At 64.2% G+C, this 17,502-nt stretch carries 16 protein-coding genes; 9 read left to right on the plus strand and 7 right to left on the minus strand.

Going from position 1 to position 17,502, the window contains the following annotated elements:
* Positions 1-4: 4 nt before the first annotated feature.
* From ACGYLO_RS19300 to ACGYLO_RS19310, 3 genes are all read right to left on the minus strand, one after another.
* Complete coding sequence (locus ACGYLO_RS19300) at positions 5-1,711, minus strand: thiamine pyrophosphate-binding protein (RefSeq protein ID WP_271690327.1); 1,707 nt, start codon at positions 1,709-1,711, stop codon at positions 5-7.
* 31 nt (positions 1,712-1,742) lie between these two features.
* Positions 1,743-3,617: a TRAP transporter permease gene (locus ACGYLO_RS19305; RefSeq protein ID WP_271690328.1), complete on the minus strand. Its 1,875-nt coding sequence runs from the start codon at positions 3,615-3,617 to the stop codon at positions 1,743-1,745.
* Positions 3,618-3,751: 134 nt separating this feature from the next.
* Positions 3,752-4,711, minus strand: coding sequence for a TAXI family TRAP transporter solute-binding subunit (locus ACGYLO_RS19310; protein ID WP_271690329.1), 960 nt, complete (start codon positions 4,709-4,711; stop codon positions 3,752-3,754).
* A 253-nt stretch (positions 4,712-4,964) separates the two neighbouring features.
* Between ACGYLO_RS19310 and ACGYLO_RS19315 the strand changes: the two genes are divergently transcribed.
* The 5 genes from ACGYLO_RS19315 to ACGYLO_RS19335 are packed head-to-tail and all read left to right on the plus strand — an operon-like array spanning position 4,965 to position 8,250.
* Complete coding sequence (locus ACGYLO_RS19315; protein ID WP_073037919.1) at positions 4,965-5,720, plus strand: FadR/GntR family transcriptional regulator; 756 nt, start codon at positions 4,965-4,967, stop codon at positions 5,718-5,720.
* Positions 5,717-6,502, plus strand: coding sequence for an adenine nucleotide alpha hydrolase (locus ACGYLO_RS19320; protein ID WP_271690330.1), 786 nt, complete (start codon positions 5,717-5,719; stop codon positions 6,500-6,502). Before ACGYLO_RS19315 ends, ACGYLO_RS19320 begins: the two co-directional genes overlap by 4 nt.
* Positions 6,489-7,190, plus strand: coding sequence for a nickel pincer cofactor biosynthesis protein LarB (larB, locus tag ACGYLO_RS19325; protein ID WP_276154486.1), 702 nt, complete (start codon positions 6,489-6,491; stop codon positions 7,188-7,190). The genes ACGYLO_RS19320 and larB overlap by 14 nt, the downstream gene beginning before the upstream one ends.
* Before the next feature lie 3 nt (positions 7,191-7,193).
* A complete protein-coding gene (locus ACGYLO_RS19330) occupies positions 7,194-7,910 on the plus strand; it encodes a FadR/GntR family transcriptional regulator (RefSeq protein WP_209219268.1) in 717 nt (238 codons plus the stop codon).
* A 25-nt stretch (positions 7,911-7,935) separates the two neighbouring features.
* The gene (locus ACGYLO_RS19335) at positions 7,936-8,250 is read left to right on the plus strand and encodes an NIPSNAP family protein (protein WP_271690331.1); all 315 of its coding nucleotides are present in this window, start codon (positions 7,936-7,938) and stop codon (positions 8,248-8,250) included.
* A gap of 38 nt (positions 8,251-8,288) precedes the next feature.
* Here the strand turns inward: ACGYLO_RS19335 and ACGYLO_RS19340 are convergent, their stop codons facing one another.
* The 3 genes from ACGYLO_RS19340 to ACGYLO_RS19350 are packed head-to-tail and all read right to left on the minus strand — an operon-like array spanning position 8,289 to position 11,592.
* The gene (locus ACGYLO_RS19340) at positions 8,289-9,251 is read right to left on the minus strand and encodes a 2-hydroxyacid dehydrogenase (RefSeq protein ID WP_271690332.1); all 963 of its coding nucleotides are present in this window, start codon (positions 9,249-9,251) and stop codon (positions 8,289-8,291) included.
* Complete coding sequence (locus tag ACGYLO_RS19345; RefSeq protein ID WP_271690333.1) at positions 9,248-10,789, minus strand: aldehyde dehydrogenase (NADP(+)); 1,542 nt, start codon at positions 10,787-10,789, stop codon at positions 9,248-9,250. Before ACGYLO_RS19345 ends, ACGYLO_RS19340 begins: the two co-directional genes overlap by 4 nt.
* Positions 10,790-10,791: 2 nt before the next feature.
* Entirely contained in the window at positions 10,792-11,592 is an 801-nt protein-coding gene (locus tag ACGYLO_RS19350) for an HpcH/HpaI aldolase/citrate lyase family protein (RefSeq protein ID WP_271690334.1), read from the minus strand.
* A gap of 117 nt (positions 11,593-11,709) precedes the next feature.
* On the opposite strand from ACGYLO_RS19350, the gene araD reads away from it, so the two are divergent.
* From araD to ACGYLO_RS19365, 3 genes are read left to right on the plus strand one after another with little or no spacing between them, the layout of a single operon-like run.
* Positions 11,710-13,452: an L-arabinonate dehydratase gene (gene araD / locus ACGYLO_RS19355; protein ID WP_271690335.1), complete on the plus strand. Its 1,743-nt coding sequence runs from the start codon at positions 11,710-11,712 to the stop codon at positions 13,450-13,452.
* A 12-nt stretch (positions 13,453-13,464) separates the two neighbouring features.
* Entirely contained in the window at positions 13,465-14,376 is a 912-nt protein-coding gene (locus ACGYLO_RS19360) for a dihydrodipicolinate synthase family protein (protein ID WP_271690336.1), read from the plus strand.
* Complete coding sequence (locus ACGYLO_RS19365; protein ID WP_271690337.1) at positions 14,373-15,083, plus strand: ribonuclease activity regulator RraA; 711 nt, start codon at positions 14,373-14,375, stop codon at positions 15,081-15,083. Before ACGYLO_RS19360 ends, ACGYLO_RS19365 begins: the two co-directional genes overlap by 4 nt.
* Before the next feature lies 1 nt (position 15,084).
* Here the strand turns inward: ACGYLO_RS19365 and ACGYLO_RS19370 are convergent, their stop codons facing one another.
* Positions 15,085-15,861 carry a GntR family transcriptional regulator gene (locus tag ACGYLO_RS19370; RefSeq protein WP_271690338.1) on the minus strand — a complete coding sequence of 259 codons (777 nt, stop codon included), beginning with the start codon at positions 15,859-15,861 and terminating at the stop codon, positions 15,085-15,087.
* 92 nt (positions 15,862-15,953) lie between these two features.
* On the opposite strand from ACGYLO_RS19370, the gene ACGYLO_RS19375 reads away from it, so the two are divergent.
* Positions 15,954-17,501: a UxaA family hydrolase gene (locus tag ACGYLO_RS19375; protein ID WP_271690339.1), complete on the plus strand. Its 1,548-nt coding sequence runs from the start codon at positions 15,954-15,956 to the stop codon at positions 17,499-17,501.
* Position 17,502: the final 1 nt, after the last annotated feature.

Genomic DNA, 17,502 nt, shown 5'->3' on the forward strand with positions numbered 1-17,502 from the left:
TCCTTCAGCGCTGGTCGGCGTCGACTTTTTTCTGGGCCGCCGCGCGCAGCTTGCTGATCGTGGTGCGGGTCGAGATCTGCTCGGGGTCGGTTACCAGTTCGATCAGCGCGGGACGTCCACTCTCGCGGGCGCGGGTGAAGGCGGCGGCGAAATCCTCGGTCTTGGTCACCCGTTCGGCATGGGCGCCCAGACCTTCGGCCATCTTCACGAAGTCTTGGTTCTGCAAGGTGGTGCCCGAGATGCGTTCGGGGTGGTCGCGTTCCTGATGCATGCGGATGGTGCCGTAGATGCCGTTGTTGAACAGCAACACGATGGGCCGCCCGCCATATTGCGCGGCGGTGGCGAGTTCGTTGCCGCTCATCATAAAGCCGCCATCACCGACGAAGGAGAGCGTCAGCCGTTCAGGGTCTGCAATCGACGCGGCCACGGCAGCAGGCACGGAATAGCCCATCGCGCCACAGGTGGAGCCGACGATTCGGCCCGGACGCCCAAAGCGCAGGAACCGCTGCGCCCAGCCGGTGTGGTTGCCCGCGTCGAGCGTGACCACCACGTCGTTGGGCAGCTCATCGCGCAGTTGCGCAAGGGCCACCCCCATGTCGAGATCCCATTCCCCGCCATTGGGCGCTTCGGTATCGGTGAGGTAGTCGGCATGCAGCTTGTCGCACCAATCGCCCCATGCCTCTGCCCGGCCCAGATCGACGCCGTCCAAGGCAGCGGCCACAGCGACGGGCGCTGCCGCAATGCCCAAATCCGGCGAATAGACGCGGCCAATCTCATCCGCCTCGGGATAGAGATGCACCAGACGGGTCTCGGGGTTGGGCGATTGCATGGTGGTATAGGTCTTGGTCGTCATCTCACCCAAACGCGCACCGATCACAATGAGCAAATCCGCCTCACGTTGATGTGCGTAGAGGCTGGGCGCGGTAGAGGTGCCGAAATCGCCTGCATAGACCGGCGAGAGGTTGTTCACGATGTCCTGCCGCCGGAAAGAGGTGGTAACGGGGATCTTGTTGGCTTCGGCAAAGCGGGTGATGGCCGCCGCACTCTCATCCGACCAGCCGGAGCCGCCGAGCAGCAGGAGGGGCCGTTCGGCCTGCGCGATCTCGGTCTTGAGCATATCGAGGCTATCGGGCGACAGGCCGGCATGGGTGGCCGTATAGGGCCGCGCATCGGCCACGGAAACCACCTCGGTCAGCATGTCTTCGGGCAGGGAGATCACCACCGGGCCGGGGCGGCCCGAGGTCGCCACGCGGAAGGCGCGGGCCATATATTCCGGCACCCGCGCCGGGTCATCGATCTGGGTGGCCCATTTGGCGATGGGGCCGAACATGGCGCGGTAATCGACCTCCTGGAAGGCTTCGCGGTCGGTCGTGTCCCGGGCGATCTGTCCCACGAGCAGGATCATCGGCGTGCTGTCTTGCTGCGCGATATGCACCCCGATGGCCGCGTGGCAGGCGCCGGGGCCGCGGGTGACCATGCAGATGCCGGGCTTGCCGGTGAGCTTGCCATAGGTCTCGGCCATATTCGCGGCCCCGGCTTCGTGCCGCGCGTTGATCAGGTTGAAACGGTCCTGCACGTCATGCAGCGCGTCCAGCACCTCAAGGTAGCTTTCGCCGGGCACGCAATAGGCGGTGTCGGCGCCGTGGATCAAAAGCTGATCCACAAGGACCTGTCCGCCGGTCCGCGCCTTGAGGGAAGTTTTTTGCAGCATGGAGAAGGCTCCGTTTCGTTCGTTCAAAGAGTTAAGTATGTGTGGCCGCTTGGCTCTCGGGGCTGGGGTTCCTGGCCTTTTGGAAGGCCAGGATAACGCCCGCGATGACCAGCCCCGAGGCGGTGAGCCGCAGATCGGGATAGATCAGCAAGAGCGACGCCGCGAAAAGCACCACCGACAGCACGTTGGACAGTCTGCCAAAGTAGTAGCGTTGCAGGGCGGCGGCCAGCAAGATGACGCCAATGGTGGCCTGCAACAGGACCAAGGTGATCTGGGTGGCCGAACCCTGCATCAGGATCGCCGGTTCATAGACGAACATGAAGGGCACGATAAAGCCGGTGGCCCCGAGTTTCACCGCGGCCCAGCTCGCCTCCACGATTTTGGCGTGGGACAGGGTGTTGGCCGCATAGACCGCCATGGCGACGGGGGGTGTGATGGCCGACAGGATGGCGAAGTAGAACACGAAGAGATGCGCCGCTTCGACCTGCACGCCCAGTTTCACCAGTGCCGGCACCAGCAGGGCGACCTGCACGATATAGGCCGGTGTGGTCGGCATCCCCATGCCAAGGATGATGCCCGCAATCATCGACAGGAAGAGCGCGATGACCAGCGTGTCTTGGGCCGCTTCGATCACGAAGTTCGAGAAGGTCAGGCCAAGGCCGGTGATGTCGATCACGCCGACGACGATGCCCGCACAGGCACAGGCTGCGGCAATCGCCAGCACGTTGCGTGCGCCGCCTTCGAGCGCTTCGAGGATGTTGTCGACGGTGACGTAATGCCGTGTCGTCTTGCGCAGCGCCGCGACGGGCACGACCGAGACGATACCGCAAAGCGCCGCATAGGGGGCCGAATAGCCCAGCATCAGCACGCCCACGATGATCGTCAGCGGCAGGAACAGGTGGCCGCGTTCAAGCAGCACGGTTTTCAGCGGTACTTGATCCTCTTTCGGGACCGACCCGATGCCCTTGCGCTTGGCCTCGAAATGGACCGCGGCGAAAAGGGCCACATAGAACAGGATCGCGGGCGCCAGCGCGTATTTCGCAACCGTGAGGTATCCGACGCCGAGGTATTCGGCCATGACAAAGGCCGCAGCCCCCATGACGGGCGGCATAATCTGCCCCCCGGTCGAGGCCACGGCTTCGACCGCGCCGGAGAAGGCGGGTTTAAATCCCATGCGTTTCATCAGCGGGATAGAGAAGGTGCCCGTCGTCATCACATTGGCCACGGCAGAGCCGGACACCGACCCGAAGAGGCCCGAGGTCACACAGGCCACCTTGGCCGGACCGCCGACCTGCCGCCCCGTAAGCGCCACCGCGAAATCCATGAAGAGCTGGCCCACGCCCATCCGCTCGACCAAGGAACCGAAGAGGATGAAAAGCACCATATAGGTCGCGGAAACCGCGATCGGGATGCCGAAGATGCCTTCGGGCGTCATGAACAACTGCTCAAGGATCACCGAGGGCAGGGTCGAGGTGAAGGCGAGGCCGTAGCCGAGGAACAAAAGTGCCGTGATCGGCAGCATCGGCCCCAGCATCCGGCGCGTGGCTTCCAATAGCAGAGCCACAAGCGTGATCCCCACCACGATGTCCATCGGCATTAGCGGATCGACGTAGAGGAAGCGCTGCGTGATGTAATTAAGGTTAAAGGAAGGATAGAGCGCAGCACCCGCCGCGAAAAGCCCGATGACCACATCATACCAACTGGGCACATCATTGCGCAGACCCTTGCGGTTCACCGTCAAGAAAATCAGCAGAAGCGCCAGAGCGACGTGTACGCCGCGCATAATATAGGGGTTGGGCGGGCCGACGAAGGCGACATAGAGATGCCACACAGCCATGCCGATCAGGATCAGCCTTGCTATGCGGGTAATCAGGGGCATCTTGTCCAGAAAGATCGACAGTTGCATGGGGGTTCTCTCGTCTAGAGTGGAAGGCGGCCTCTGTGTGTCAGCGCGCGGAATGCACGGGGCGCAGGGACCTTATGGATGTGGGCCGGACGAAGCGCTTGGCTCCGACCGACCCGTTTCGTGTCGGAAGGGAATTACATCCCCGAGACGCCACGCTCTGCGTAGAACTCTTTCGCGGCGGGGTGGAAGGGCACGCCGATGTCGGTGGCCATTTCCTCAACCGTCAGGTTCGCCATGGATTTGCTGATCGCGGCGAAGCTGTCGTTGTTGTCGGCAATCGCGGCGAGCACGGATTTGACGATCTCACCGTCATAGTCGCAGGGCGCGACCATATGGGTGTCATAGCTGATCGCATGCACGGTCTCATCGAAACCGGGGTAGGCGCCCGCCTTGACTTCGCGGCGCTGGAAGGCGGCGTTCTTGTCTTTGAAGTGGGCAAAGGTCTCTTCATCCACGTCGATCAGGCGGATTTTGCGCGAGGATGCCAGATCCATCACCGAGCCGGTTGGCAGGGACGACCCCAGTGTGAAGAAATCGGCCTGACCGTCTTTCATCTGCGAGGCGGAGTCGGAGTAGGACGTGTTGGCGACGCTGTCGAGGTCGTCAAAGGTCATGTCGGCAGTCGACAAAAGCTCGCGCGTCAGGAATTCGCCGGTGTTGCCAAGCTGCTGCGTGGTCAGGCGTTTGCCCTTCATGTCGGCGATTGTCTTGATGCCCGAATCTTCAAGCGCGACGATCTGGAAATACTGCGGATAAAGAATGCCAAGGTTGCAGACATTGGTCGTGGCCTTGCGGAACGGCTCTTTGCCCGAAAGGCTGTCCACGGTCGAGATCGAGTTGGCGAAGGCGATGCCGAAGCGGCCCGCATCCACGCCGACCACATTCGACACGCCCGCGCCCGGCGTGACAGTAATGTCCATGTCGGGGTTCTCACGCTCTACAATCGCCTTGATCGCGCCGCCCACCGGATACCACGACCCGCCCTGCTGGCCGGTCGCCATGACAAAGCTCTGCGCATGGGCGGCGGCGCCTGCGACGGCGAAAAGGATGGTGGCCGCTGTGGTGCGACGGATCGATTTGAAGATGGGTGACATAGAAACTCCTCCCGAGTTTTGACTGTGTGTCGGCAGCTACTGGATGGGTTCCGGGCTCCCCCCTGACATCCTCTTGCCGTGATCCGCAGACTGCGGGGGAATCTCTAGCCTGTCAATTAAAAATACAAATTTACGGGGATTTCATCTTACTTGTAATGTTGTATTCTGGTTGTAATGCTGGGAATGGCCCTACCTTCTGATTATTGACAGCTTGTCATACAGGTGGTTCAATCGGCGAAAGGAAGTTGTTATTATGGCTGCAAATCTTCAGGCGACCGCGCCCCTCGTCGATGGTGCCACGCTGAGCGATCAGGTGACCGAGGTGCTGCGCCACAATGTGGTGAACGGTGTGTGGAACGTGGGCGATGTGCTGCCCTCCGAAACCACATTGGCCAGCGATTTCGATGTGAGCCGCACGGTGATCCGCGAGGCGGTGTCGCGCCTCAAGGCCGAAGGTATGTTGTCGAGCCGTCAGGGCCGGGGGGCCTTTGTCGCCAGCGACCGGCCCCGCCAGGGCTTTGCTATCCCTGAACGTGACATGGAAAGCCAGCGCAAGCTCGAACAGATCCTAGAGCTGCGCATGGGGCTTGAGATCGAAGCCGCTGCCATCGCCGCCGCCCGCGCCACCCCCGAGGCCCGCGCAGAGATTGAGCGTGCCGCCGCCGCTTATGATCAAAGCAACAAGATCGGTGGCCCGGCAGTGGCGGCAGGGGTCACTGCAGACCTCGATTTTCACCGCGCGGTTTGCGAGGCGACGGGGAACAGCTATTACCTTAGCCTGTTCAACTACCTCGTCGCCAGCCTGCGCGAGACGATGCTGGCCGGGCGGCTGCAAGCGCTGAAACGCGGCGGCGAAAGCCGTGACGCGATACAGGAGCACTACGACATCGCCGCCTCTATCGCCGAGGGTGACGCAGAGCGCGCCCGCCAGCGGATGCGCGACCACCTCCAGATGTCGAGCGGGCGGCTTTTGGCACAACTCAAGACCGAGGACGGGCTGGCAGAGTGACCATTCCTGCCGCCCTCCATGCCGCCCTCGCGCGGCCCCCCTCACTGACCATCGCGCTCAGCGGGGGGATCGACAGCCTGACGCTCTCGGCTGCCGCGGCCAAGGTGCGCGGCGCGGCGGGCGTGACGCTTTGCCATGCGGTTTCACCCGCCGTTCCGGCGGCGGCGACCGCGCGGGTGAAGGATTTCGCCACCACTTGGGACCTGCCGCTGAAGCTGGTCGACGCGGGGGAGTTCGCCGATCCCGCCTATCGCGCGAACCCGGTCAATCGCTGTTATTTCTGCAAGTCGAACCTCTATGGCACTTTGGCGCGCATGGGGCCGCTGGTGGCGGCGGGCACCAATACCGATGATCTGACGGACTACCGTCCCGGCCTGCAAGCCGCGGCGGAACACGGCGTGCTGCACCCTTTCGTCGAGGCGCAGATGTCCAAGTCGGATGTGCGCGCCTTGGCCCGCGCGCTCGGGCTGGGGGATCTGGCGGAACTGCCAGCCGCCCCCTGTTTGGCCAGCCGGATCGAGACCGGTCTGCGGGTGGAGCCTGCGGATCTGGTGGTGATCGACCGGGTAGAGACCCTGCTGCGTGAGGTCATGGGCAATATCACCCTGCGCTGCCGACGCCTGCGCGGGGGCTGGGTGGTCGAGCTTGATCCGCTTGTTTATGAAGACCTCTCCGCCCAGAAACGTGCAGCGATATTAACGCAGGTTCGGCAGGCCACGGATGACGGGCGCGCGGTCGATCTGCGGGCCTATTCAAGAGGAAGTGCATTTGTCCATCACTAAGGCCGGCCCCGACGGGCATCCAGACGTGACCTTTGATCGGGGCCGCGGGGGGCGTATCGGCATCGAAGAGGCCGTGCTTTGCGAGCATAAATCCGTGGCGCAGATCGCCGCCATCATCGGCGATGCAGCGGCAGAGGAACGGCGGCTGTTGCTGACCCGGCTGACGGCAGAGCAATTCGCCGCGCTGCCCGCCGACTTGGCGCAACGGGTCGATTACTGCACCGCCTCGCGCACCGCCATTTTGGGAGAGATCGGGCCCTTGGCCAGCACCCCGCGCATCGCCCTCGTCAGTGCGGGCACCTCTGATTACGCCCCTATGGCCGAAGCGCGGCGCACGCTGGCCTATGGCGGAATGGCGGCGACCGAGGTTTCGGACGTGGGCGTCGCCGGGCTGTGGCGTCTGCTCGCGCGGGAAGAGTTGCTGCGCGAGATGGATGTGGTGATCGTCTTTGCCGGGATGGACGCGGCGCTGCCCTCGGTCGTGGCCGGGCTGGTGCCGGGGGTGGTCATTGGTGTGCCGACCTCCGTGGGCTATGGTGTCGCCCGCGGCGGGAGGGTCGCGCTTGATTCGGTACTCGCCAGCTGCGCGCCGGGGGTGACGGTGGTGAACATCGACAACGGCTATGGGGCTGCAACATCGGCGCTGCGGCTGGCCAATATGATGCGCCGCGCCGCGGCGGGAGGGTAGCCGGTGACAGCACCGAAACTGAAGATCAAGAAACGCCAGACCTTGGCCGACCAGCTCTACGGGCAGGTTCTTGAGCAGATCGTGTCGAACAAGCTGGTGCAGGGGGAAAAGCTGCCTTCGGAAAACCAGATCGCCACCGCCTTTGGCGTGTCGCGGCCCGTGGTGCGTGAGGCGCTGCGCAAGCTGCAAGAGGACGGTCTGGTCGAAGCGCGGCGCGGCGTGGGCACCTTCGTCAGGCGGCGGCCTTCGGAAAAGCTGATCGAATATGCCACGGCGGGTTCCGTCGCCGGGCTGATGCGCGCGATGGAAGCGCGGATCACGATCGAAAAGGCCACCGCCCGCATGGCCGCGCAGCGTGCCAGCCCCAAAGACATCGCCCGGATCGAGGCAGCCTTGCAAACGCTGGAGGCATCGATGCAGGCGCGCGATCCGTCCTTTGATGCCGACTACCAATTCCACCGCGCCATCGCGGCGGCTTCGGGCAATGAGGTTTTCGTGCAAATGCTCGACTGCGCCCGCGGTTCGATCGAACAGGGGATCGATGTGGCGCAAAAGCTGACCCGCCAAGGCTCCCAAGCCCGGATCGACGTGGTGATCAGCGAACATCGGGAAATCCTCGAAGCGATCCGCGCGGGCGACAGCGAAGTCGCAGGCGTGTCGATGGCCTATCACCTTTTGCAGGCGCGGGCCCGGATCACCGACCACGCCGGTATCGCATGACCCAAGCAAGCAGAAAGACCACCCCATGATCTACGACCACCGCACCTATTGCTGCCGCCCCGGCACGATCAAGAAACACCTCGCGCTCTATGCCGAATTCGGCTTCCCGGCGCAGCGCCGCATCCTAGGTGAGCCGGTGATCTATGCGCAGGTCGAGACGGGGGACGTGAATTCCTTCGTGCATATCTGGGCCTATAAGGACGCCGCCGACCGTGCCGCACGCCGGGCGCAGATGGCGGCGGACCCTGAGTGGCAGGCCTATCTCAAGAAAAGCGCCGAGGCGGGGTATTTGGTGAGCCAGACCAATAAGATCCTGATGCCCGTGCCGCTAGAGGGTTAAGCCGCGCCCCGGCCTGAGAGGTCAGGCCGGGGCAGCCTTCAGGTCACGAGGCAGGCCTCGTCGATGCCGCGCCCTTCGTGGAAGGCGCGGATGTTGCCCGCCCAATGGCCGACCATGCGTTTGAGGTTGTCCTCACTATGGCCGCCGATATGCGGCAGCGGCAGGACATTATCGAGACGCAGCAGCGGGTTGTCCGGCTCCACCGGTTCTTGGGTAAAGACATCCAATGCCGCCCCGGCGATGCGCTTGTGGGTCAACGTGTCGATCAGGGCCGCCTCGTCGATCAGCCCGCCGCGCCCGGTGTTCACCAAAAGCGCATCCGATTTCATCCGCGCCAGTTCATCCGCCCCGATGGTGTGGTGTGACGCATCGGTCAGCGGCATATGCAGGCTGACGATATCGCAGGTCTCAAGGATCTCATCGCGTTCGGCATAGCGTGCGCTGGTGCCTTCAGCTTCCCCCGAGCGGCGGTAGTAGAGCACCTCGCAGTCAAAGCCCGTCAGCCGTTTCGCGACAAGCTGCCCGATGGCGCCAAAGCCGATCAGCCCGACCTTCTGACTGCTGAGATCCCGCGCCCCGGGGACGATCTCGGGCACGATCCATTTGCCCGCGCGGGTGTTGTTGTAATGCAGCGGGATGCGGCGCAGCGCGGCGATCATCATGCCGATGGTCAGATCGGCGATGGTGGGCGCGTTGACCCCGGGGCTGCGCGCGACCGGCACACCCATCTCGCGCGCGACATCCAAGGGGATTTTGTCATACCCGGTGCCCCATTGATGCACGAGGCGCACGCTATCTGCCCCCCGCAAGACCTCGGCCGGAAGCCCCCGCCCGCGTGGGACGATATAGGCCGCCCCCTTTACCGCTTCGGCAAAGGCTTCTTCCGAGAAGGAGGCCGCAAAGCGCAGGTCGAGCCCTTCGGCATAGCCGCGCACCTTGTCTTGCATGTCCTGCGGCATCGCGTCGAGCACGGCGACGGGGCCGATCAACCCGCCGCTCATGCCGAAGCCCCGCGCAGGTCTTCGGGCAATAGCGCCTCGGGCAGGTTTTGGTAGGACACGGGCCGCAGGAAGCGGCGGATCGCCATGGTGCCGACGGAAGTCGCGCCGAAGTTGGTGGATGCGGGGTAGGGGCCGCCATGCACCATGGCGTCACAAACCTCGACCCCGGTGGGGAAGCCGTTCACAAGTACCCGGCCCGCTTTCCGTTCCAGGATCGGCATCAGCGCCTTGGCGGCGTCGGTGTCGCCCTCGTCCATCTGGAGCGTCACGGTCAATTGTCCCTCGAACCCCTTGGCAAGCTCTTGCATCTCATCGCCCGAGGACACCCGCAGCACCAGACCCAAGGGGCCAAAGACCTCCTCCCCAAGCGCGTGGTCTTGCAGGTAGGTATCGGCGTCGGTTTCAAACAGGTTCGGCTGGGCGGCGCGGCCTTCGCTGTCGTTGCTGACCAGCGCGCGGACGGCGTTGCGCCCGGTGAAACGTTCCTTGCCGTCGCGGTAGGCTTGGGCGATGCCGTCGGTCAGCATGACCTGCGGGCCGACCTGCTCAAGCGCCTCTTTCGCGGCGGCGACGAATGCGTCGCCTTCGGCCCCCTTGGCCACGACCGCGATGCCGGGGTTGGTGCAGAACTGCCCCGCGCCCATGGTCAGCGACCCGGCCCAGCCTGCGCCGATTTCCGCGCCGCGATTGCGGGCGGCATCGGCCAGAACGAACATAGGGTTCACCGACCCCAATTCGCCAAAGAAAGGGATTGGTTCGGGGCGTTGGGCGCAGAGATCGAACAGCGCGCGGCCTCCACCGAGCGATCCGGTAAAGCCCACGGCCTTGATCAGCGGATGCTGCACCAGCGTCTGCCCCACCTCGCGGCTATTGGCGTGGATCAGGGAGAAGACGCCGGGGTGGATGTCGCATTTCTGGATCGCCGCGTGGATCGCTTCGGCCACAATCTCCCCCGTGCCGGGGTGGGCGGAGTGGCCCTTGACCACGACCGGACAGCCCGCCGCCAGCGCCGCGGCGGTGTCGCCGCCCGCGGTGGAGAAGGCCAGCGGGAAGTTCGACGCGCCGAAGACCGCGACCGGTCCGATGGGGCGCTGGATCATGCGGATATCCGGGCGCGGCATCGGCTGGCGTTCGGGCAGGGCGCCGTCGACGCGCCGGTCCAGATGCGCGCCTTTGCGGATGTGATCTGCAAAGAGGCGAAGCTGCCCGGTTGTCCGCCCACGCTCGCCCTGAAGGCGGGCTTCGGGCAGGCCGGATTCGCGGGTGCCGATCTCGGTAATGGTCTCGGCACGGGCCTCCATCTCGTCTGCGATGGTGTCGAGGAAGGCGGCGCGGGTCTCGCGGCTGGCATAGGCGTAGGACCAAAAGGCCTCCTCCGCCGCTTGGCAGGCCCGGTCGACATGGGCCGGGGTGCCGCTTTGGAATTGGTCGCTTTCGCCGGTGGCGGGGGAATTGGCGAAGGTCTCTCCGCCGCCGACCCATTCGCCGGCGATCAGATGCTTGCCGTGGGGGTGAAATCTCTTGCTGTCCGCGGTCATGATCAATCCTTATGGGTTTGCTGTGTCAATGTGGGGGAGGGCCGCGCCATGGTCTGCACCAGCGCATCCATCTGCCGCGTGAGCAGCCAGGCGTCGCCCGCGATGGCGACGAATTCGATACCCTCATCAAAGTACCGTTGCGCAAGATCGGCACCATAGCCGAGGATGCCCGCAGGCAGCCCGGCGGCATGGATGGCCTCGACCGCCTCGCGGATCTTCTCTTGAACATCGGGGTGCATCGGGTTGCCGGTATGGCCCATCGCGGAGGAGAGATCCCCCGGCCCGATAAAGATCGCATCGACCCCCGGCACGCCGGCAATGGCGGGGATTTCGGCCACCGCTTCGGGGGTTTCGACCTGCACGATCACGCATTGCGCCTCTGCATAGGTGCTGAGGTAATCGGTTTGCCGCGCGTAATCATTGGCGCGGATCGTGGCCGAGATGCCGCGCAGCCCTTCGGGCGGGTAGCGGGTCCATGATACGGCTTGGCGGGCGGCCTCGGCGGTTTGGATCATCGGGAACATCAGATTGCGCACGCCGATATCCAGCAGCCGCTTGGTCATCGTTTGGTCCGAGGATGGCATGCGCACAATCATCTGCGCATCGGGATTGGCACTGCCTGCCGCGCGCAGATGGTCGGTAATTTGGCTCAGGTCGTTGGGCGCATGCTCCATATCCAACAACAACCAGTCGATCCCGCTGCCCGCCGCAATCTCTGTCACCGTAGGAGAGCAAAGCGAGAGCCAAAAGCCCGACAGGCGGCTGCCGGGGCGGAGCGTTTGTTTCAGTGGTTTTCCCGACATTTTCGCGGCTCCTCCCTCAAATGGTATCGACAATTGGGGTGATACGGTAATATATCAGTTCGAGCAAGATGTGTTTTCCAACCTTTTTGTGATGATGTTTTAGCTGGCGAGGAATCCATGACCGAGACCAAGAAAACCGCCGATCAGCTGCGCAGCGCGCGCTGGTTCGCCCCCGACGATCTGCGCAGCTTTGGCCATCGGTCGCGCATGATGCAGATGGGTCTGGGCCCCGAGGATTGGGAAGGCCGCCCGGTGATCGGCATCCTGAACACTTGGTCCGAGATGAACCCCTGCCACCTTCATTTCCGCGACCGCGCGGAGGACGTGAAGAAGGGAATCGCGCAGGCCGGGGGGCTGGGGCTTGAGATACCGACGATCTCGATCGACGAGAGCTTCACCAAGCCGACTTCGATGCTCTACCGCAATATGATCGCGATGGAGACCGAAGAGACGATCCGCTCGCACCCGCTCGATGGCGTGGTGCTCATGGGCGGATGTGACAAGTCCACGCCCGGTCTGACCATGGGGGCGATCAGCGCAGGCGTGCCGTTCATCTTCTTGCCCGCGGGGCCGATGCTGCGGGGCAATTACGCGGGCCGGGCGCTTGGCTCTGGTTCGGACGCCTGGAAGTTCTGGGACGAACGCCGCGCAGGCACGATCTCGGCCGAGGAATGGGTCGGCGTCGAAGGCGGCATTGCGCGGTCCTACGGGCATTGCATGACGATGGGCACCGCCTCCACCATGACCGCGATTGCCGAGGCGATGGGGTTGACCCTGCCGGGGGCGACCTCGATCCCCGCTGCGGATGCGGGGCACAAACGGATGAGCGCCTCTTGCGGGCGGCGCATTGTCGATATGGTTTGGGAAGACCTGACGCCGGACAAGATCATCACCCCCGCCGCCGTGCAAAACGCGGCGACGGTGGCGATGGCGACGGGCTGTTCGACCAATGCGGTGGTGCATCTCTTGGCCATGGCGCGCCGGGCCGGGGTGGCGCTGGAGTTGAGCGATCTCGACGCTCTGGGCCGCATCACGCCGCTGATCGCCAATATCCGCCCCTTGGGCAGCAGCGAATATCTGATGGAGGATTTCTATTTCGCGGGCGGGCTGCGGGCGCTGATGGACCAGTTGGGCGACAAGCTTGACCGGTCGGCCATCACCTGCACCGGCAAACCGCTGGAGGAGGGGATCGCGAATGCGCCTGTCTATAATGACGACGTGATCCGGCCCCTGTCGAACCCGGTCTATAAGGAAGGCTCGCTTGCCGTGCTCAAGGGCAACCTTTGCCCCAATGGCGCGGTGATCAAACCGGCGGCCTGCGATCCAAAGTTCCACCACCACGAAGGCCCGGCGCTGGTCTTTGACAGCTACCCCGAGATGAAGGCCGCCATCGACGACGAAAACCTCGATGTGACGCCCGACCATGTGCTGGTGCTGCGCAACGCAGGTCCGCAGGGCGGGCCGGGGATGCCGGAATGGGGGATGCTGCCGATGCCCAAGGCGCTGCTGAAACAGGGGCACCGGGACATGCTGCGGATCTCGGATGCGCGGATGTCGGGCACCTCTTACGGCGCTTGCATCCTGCATGTCGCGCCGGAGTCTTTCGTGGGCGGGCCGCTGGCGCTGCTCAAGACGGGGGACATCGTGCGCATGGATCTTGAGGCCCGAACCCTCGACATGTTGGTGGCTGAGGACGAACTCGCCGCCCGCCGCGCTGCGTGGAAAGCGCCCGAGCCACGGTTTGAGCGGGGCTGGGGCTATATGTTCCAGCGTCATGTGGGGCAGGCCGATCAGGGCTGCGACTTTGACTACCTCACCGCGGCCTTCGGCCAAGCGGCGGGTGAGCCGGATATTTTCTGAGAGGGGCTGGCAATGACACATGATCTTTCGAAAGCGCTTACCGGCATCTCGGGCATCCTCGTGACGCCCTATGACGCGGGCGGAGAGATCGCGCCGCGCAAGCTGACGCCGATCATTGACCGCGCGCTTGCCGCCGGGGTGCATATCCCGGTGGTGAACGGCAATACCGGCGAATACTACGCGCTGACCAATGACGAGGCCCGCACCATGGTGCGCGAGGTGGCGCAGATGATCGACGGGCGCGCGCCGCTGCTTGCGGGTGTCGGGCGCGGCATTCGCGATGCCTGTGCGCTGGCCAAGGCAAGTGCCGAGGCGGGGGCGGATGCGCTGATGATCCATCAGCCGCCCGATCCCTTTGTCTCTCCCCGTGGTACGGTCGATTATGTGCGCGCGGTGCGTGATGCCTCGGGCGGGCTGCCGGTGATGCTGTACCTGCGCAACGATGCGATGGGGCCCGAGGGCATCGCGCGGCTGTGCGAGGTCGACGGGGTGAAGGGCGTCAAATGGGCCACGCCGAACCCCTTGAACCTTGCCCGCGCGATCGAAGCGGCGCCGAAAGACATCGTCTGGGTCGGCGGTTTGGCCGAGGTCTGGGCGCCGCCGCTCTATGCCGTGGGGGCGCGGGGCTTCACCTCGGGCCTCATCAACGTCTGGCCCGAGCGCTCGGTCGCCATCCACGCGGCACTCGACGCAGGCGACTACGGCGAAGCGAACCGCCTCATCGCCGGGATGCGCGCCTTTGAGGACATCCGCGCGGAAGAGCATAACGGCACCAATGTCACCGGCGTCAAAGCCGCCCTTATGGCCATCGGACAGGATTGCGGCCCCACGCGCCCGCCTTCCGCATGGCCGCTGACGGAACAGCAGCAGGCGGTGTTGGATCAATTCGTGAAAGACAATCAACTGAAGGGAGAGGCGGCATGAGCCCCGAACTACGCGAGAAACTCCAAGCGGTCTCGGTCGCGACATTGGCGACGGCGCTGTACAAGCGCGGGCTGCGCAATCAGGTGGTGCAGGGGGTCGGTCCGGTAGCCGCCAAGGGGCGCAACATGGTCGGCCCTGCCTTTACCCTGCGCTATATGCCTGCCCGCGAAGACCGCAACCAATTGGTCGAATTCCGCAATCCCGAGCACCCGCAGCGCGTCGCGATCGAGACCTGCCCCGAGGGCCATGTGTTGGTGATGGACAGCCGCAAGGATGCCCGCGCCGCCAGCGCCGGTGACATCCTGATCACCCGGCTGATGATGCGCGGCGCGGCGGGTGTGGTGACCGACGGGGGCTTGCGCGATGCGGCGACCATCGGCGCGCTTGAGATTCCCGCCTATCACGCGCGGCCCTCCAGCCCCACGAACCTGACGCTGCATGAGGCGATTGAGATCAACTGCCCCGTAGGCTGCGGCGATGCCCCGGTCTTTCCCGGCGATATCGTGGTGGGCGACGACGACTGCGTGATCATCATCCCCGCGGATATTGCCGAAGAGGTGGCCGAAGAGGCTGTCGAGATGACCGCCTATGAGGATTTCGTGGTGGAGCAGGTCAAGGATGGCGCCGGGATCATCGGGCTTTACCCCGGCACCAAGCAAGAGAACCTTGATAAGTTCGCCGCGTGGCGCAAGGCCAACAACCGCTGAGTTAGGGCTTTTCCGGGGTGAAATACTCCGGGAAAGCCGCCCGTTTCTCGGTCATCCGGTCGACGGTGCGTTGTAGGTGCTGGCGCAGCGCCCCCATCGCCGCGGGCGCATCGCCCGCTTCGATCCCGTCGAGGATGCGGCTGTGGCCGCCGATCACGTCCTTGTTGTTCAGAATGCGGCCCGCCTCATCAATATCGTCCAGATGCAGGCGGCGCAGACGTTCCAGATGGCCCGCATGGCTGCGCATGATACGCTGGCTTTGCACATGGCCCGCCGCCACGAAGAGGGTCTGGTGAAACACCTCGTCCAACTCCTGAAAGGTCGGCACATCGCCGGGCTGGTCCGAAATGCTGCTTTGCAAGGCGACGATGCTGCGCAGACGGGTGAGGGCTTCGGGCGCGATCTCATCGGCCAAACGGCGCACGACTTCGGTCTCAAGCGCGATGCGCATGAACTGCGCCTCGCGGATCGCCGACATATCGATCGGCGTGACCAGCGTGCGCGATTGCGGGTAGATCTTGACCAGCCCCTCTTTGGCCAGCTGTTGCAGCGCATCGCGCAGCGGCGTCAAGCTGACGCCATGGGTCTCGGCCAGTTCGGCACGCAACAGCGGTGTGCCGGGCGGCAGGTCGAGCCTTACGATCTGATCGCGCAGGGTGGCGTAAACCCCGCGTCCCGTGGGCCCGCCCTCGAACAGTCCCAAGTCGGCCCCACCGCCAAGGATGCTTTTGGCAAGGGTCTGTGCGCTCTGCGCGGCGGGTTTCTTCGATGCGGTCATGCGGGCTCTTCCATAGCTGTTAAATCTAATATATCAGTTAATGACATCTTACCGAAGCGGTTTTTTCGACACCCGAGGGAGGGGAGCATCCGATGGACAGCCAGACCATGCAAGAGGACAGACGCGCAAAGGTAATGCTGCTGTCACCGACGGATAACGTGGTCGTGGCAACCGCGGCGGTTCCCCGTGGCGCGGTATTGCCGCAAGACGGGCTGCGTGCCAACCATGATACGCCCCAAGGTCACAAGATCGCGATCCGCCCGATCCAGCGCGGCGCGCCGATCCTGAAATTCGACACGGTGATCGGCTATGCGGCAGAAGAGATCGCCGCAGGCGATTGGTTGCACAGCCATAACATCAAGTTCGACGCGGTTGACAAAGACTATGCCTTTGCCCGCGATTATACCCCGACCAAGCTGCTGCCACCGCAAAAGCGCGCCCAGTTCATGGGCATCCGCCGCGCCAATGGCCGGGTCGGCACGCGCAACTACATCGGGCTTTTCGTCACCGTGAATTGCTCGGCCACCGTGGCGCGCAAGATCGCCAATTACTTCGACGAAGAGCGGATGGAGGCATGGGAGAACGTCGACGGGGTGATCCCCTTCATCCACGAATCCGGCTGCGGAATGGAGCTTACGGGCGAGCCGATGGACCTGCTGCGCCGCACGCTCTCGGGCTATATCCGCCACCCCAATCTGGCCGGTGCCGTGGTCCTGTCGCTGGGTTGTGAGCGCAACAACCTCGCCCAATTCTTTGAAGAGGAGGGGTTGGCCGAGGGCAAGATGCTGCGCTGCGTCACCATGCAACATGTCGGCGGCACGGCCCGCGCGATTGCCGAAGGCAAAGAGGCGGTGCGCGAAATGCTGGATCAGGCCAATGCCGTCCGGCGTGAGCCCTGTTCGGCGGAACATATCACCATCGGGATGCAATGCGGCGGGTCGGACGGGCTTTCGGGGCTCTCGGCCAACCCCGGTCTGGGGGCGGCGGCTGATATCCTCGTGCGCAACGGCGGCACGGCGATCCTTTCGGAAACGCCCGAGATTTTCGGCGTCGAACACCTGCTGACCCGGCGTGCCCGCAGTGAAGAGGTGGGGCGCAAGCTGGTCGAACGCATGGATTGGTGGCTGGACTATACCAAGGGCCGCGACACGCAGATCAACGGCGTGGTCAGCCCCGGCAATCAGGCAGGCGGGCTGGCAAATGTGCTCGAAAAATCGCTCGGCGGGGCCAAGAAAAGCGGCAGCACGGGGCTGATGGAGGTCTACCGCTATGCCGAACCGGTGACGCAAAAGGGGCTGGTCTTCATGGATACGCCCGGCTTCGATCCCGTCTCGGCCACCGGGCAGATCGCGGGGGGCGCGAACCTGATCTGCTTCACCACCGGGCGCGGGTCGTGCTTTGGCTCCTACCCCTCACCGACGATCAAACTCGCTTCCAACACGCCGATGTTCACCAAGATGCAGGACGATATGGACATCAACTGCGGCACGGTCATCGACGGCGACCAAAGCCTAGAGGAATTGGGCCAAAGGATCTTCGAGCGCATCCTTGCCATCGCCTCGGGCGAGCAAAGCAAATCCGAAGCGCTCGGCGTGGGCGAGGAAGAATTCGCGCCTTGGCCGATTGGGGTCACGGGGTAAC

The sequence above is a fragment of the Sulfitobacter sp. 1A13353 genome (assembly GCF_043557255.1).
GTDB classification, from domain to species: Bacteria; Pseudomonadota; Alphaproteobacteria; order Rhodobacterales; family Rhodobacteraceae; genus Sulfitobacter; species Sulfitobacter faviae.

What these genes read in the sequence shown, in the direction of transcription:
- ACGYLO_RS19300 (WP_271690327.1), bottom strand. Translation starts at nt 1,711, where the DNA reads ATGCTGCAAAAAACTTCCCTCAAGGCGCGGACCGGCGGACAGGTCCTT.
- ACGYLO_RS19305 (WP_271690328.1), bottom strand. Translation starts at nt 3,617, where the DNA reads ATGCAACTGTCGATCTTTCTGGACAAGATGCCCCTGATTACCCGCATA.
- ACGYLO_RS19310 (WP_271690329.1), bottom strand. Translation starts at nt 4,711, where the DNA reads ATGTCACCCATCTTCAAATCGATCCGTCGCACCACAGCGGCCACCATC.
- ACGYLO_RS19315 (WP_073037919.1), top strand. Translation starts at nt 4,965, where the DNA reads ATGGCTGCAAATCTTCAGGCGACCGCGCCCCTCGTCGATGGTGCCACG.
- ACGYLO_RS19335 (WP_271690331.1), top strand. Translation starts at nt 7,936, where the DNA reads ATGATCTACGACCACCGCACCTATTGCTGCCGCCCCGGCACGATCAAG.
- ACGYLO_RS19340 (WP_271690332.1), bottom strand. Translation starts at nt 9,251, where the DNA reads ATGAGCGGCGGGTTGATCGGCCCCGTCGCCGTGCTCGACGCGATGCCG.
- ACGYLO_RS19345 (WP_271690333.1), bottom strand. Translation starts at nt 10,789, where the DNA reads ATGACCGCGGACAGCAAGAGATTTCACCCCCACGGCAAGCATCTGATC.
- ACGYLO_RS19350 (WP_271690334.1), bottom strand. Translation starts at nt 11,592, where the DNA reads ATGTCGGGAAAACCACTGAAACAAACGCTCCGCCCCGGCAGCCGCCTG.
- araD (WP_271690335.1), top strand. Translation starts at nt 11,710, where the DNA reads ATGACCGAGACCAAGAAAACCGCCGATCAGCTGCGCAGCGCGCGCTGG.
- ACGYLO_RS19360 (WP_271690336.1), top strand. Translation starts at nt 13,465, where the DNA reads ATGACACATGATCTTTCGAAAGCGCTTACCGGCATCTCGGGCATCCTC.
- ACGYLO_RS19365 (WP_271690337.1), top strand. Translation starts at nt 14,373, where the DNA reads ATGAGCCCCGAACTACGCGAGAAACTCCAAGCGGTCTCGGTCGCGACA.
- ACGYLO_RS19370 (WP_271690338.1), bottom strand. Translation starts at nt 15,861, where the DNA reads ATGACCGCATCGAAGAAACCCGCCGCGCAGAGCGCACAGACCCTTGCC.
- ACGYLO_RS19375 (WP_271690339.1), top strand. Translation starts at nt 15,954, where the DNA reads ATGGACAGCCAGACCATGCAAGAGGACAGACGCGCAAAGGTAATGCTG.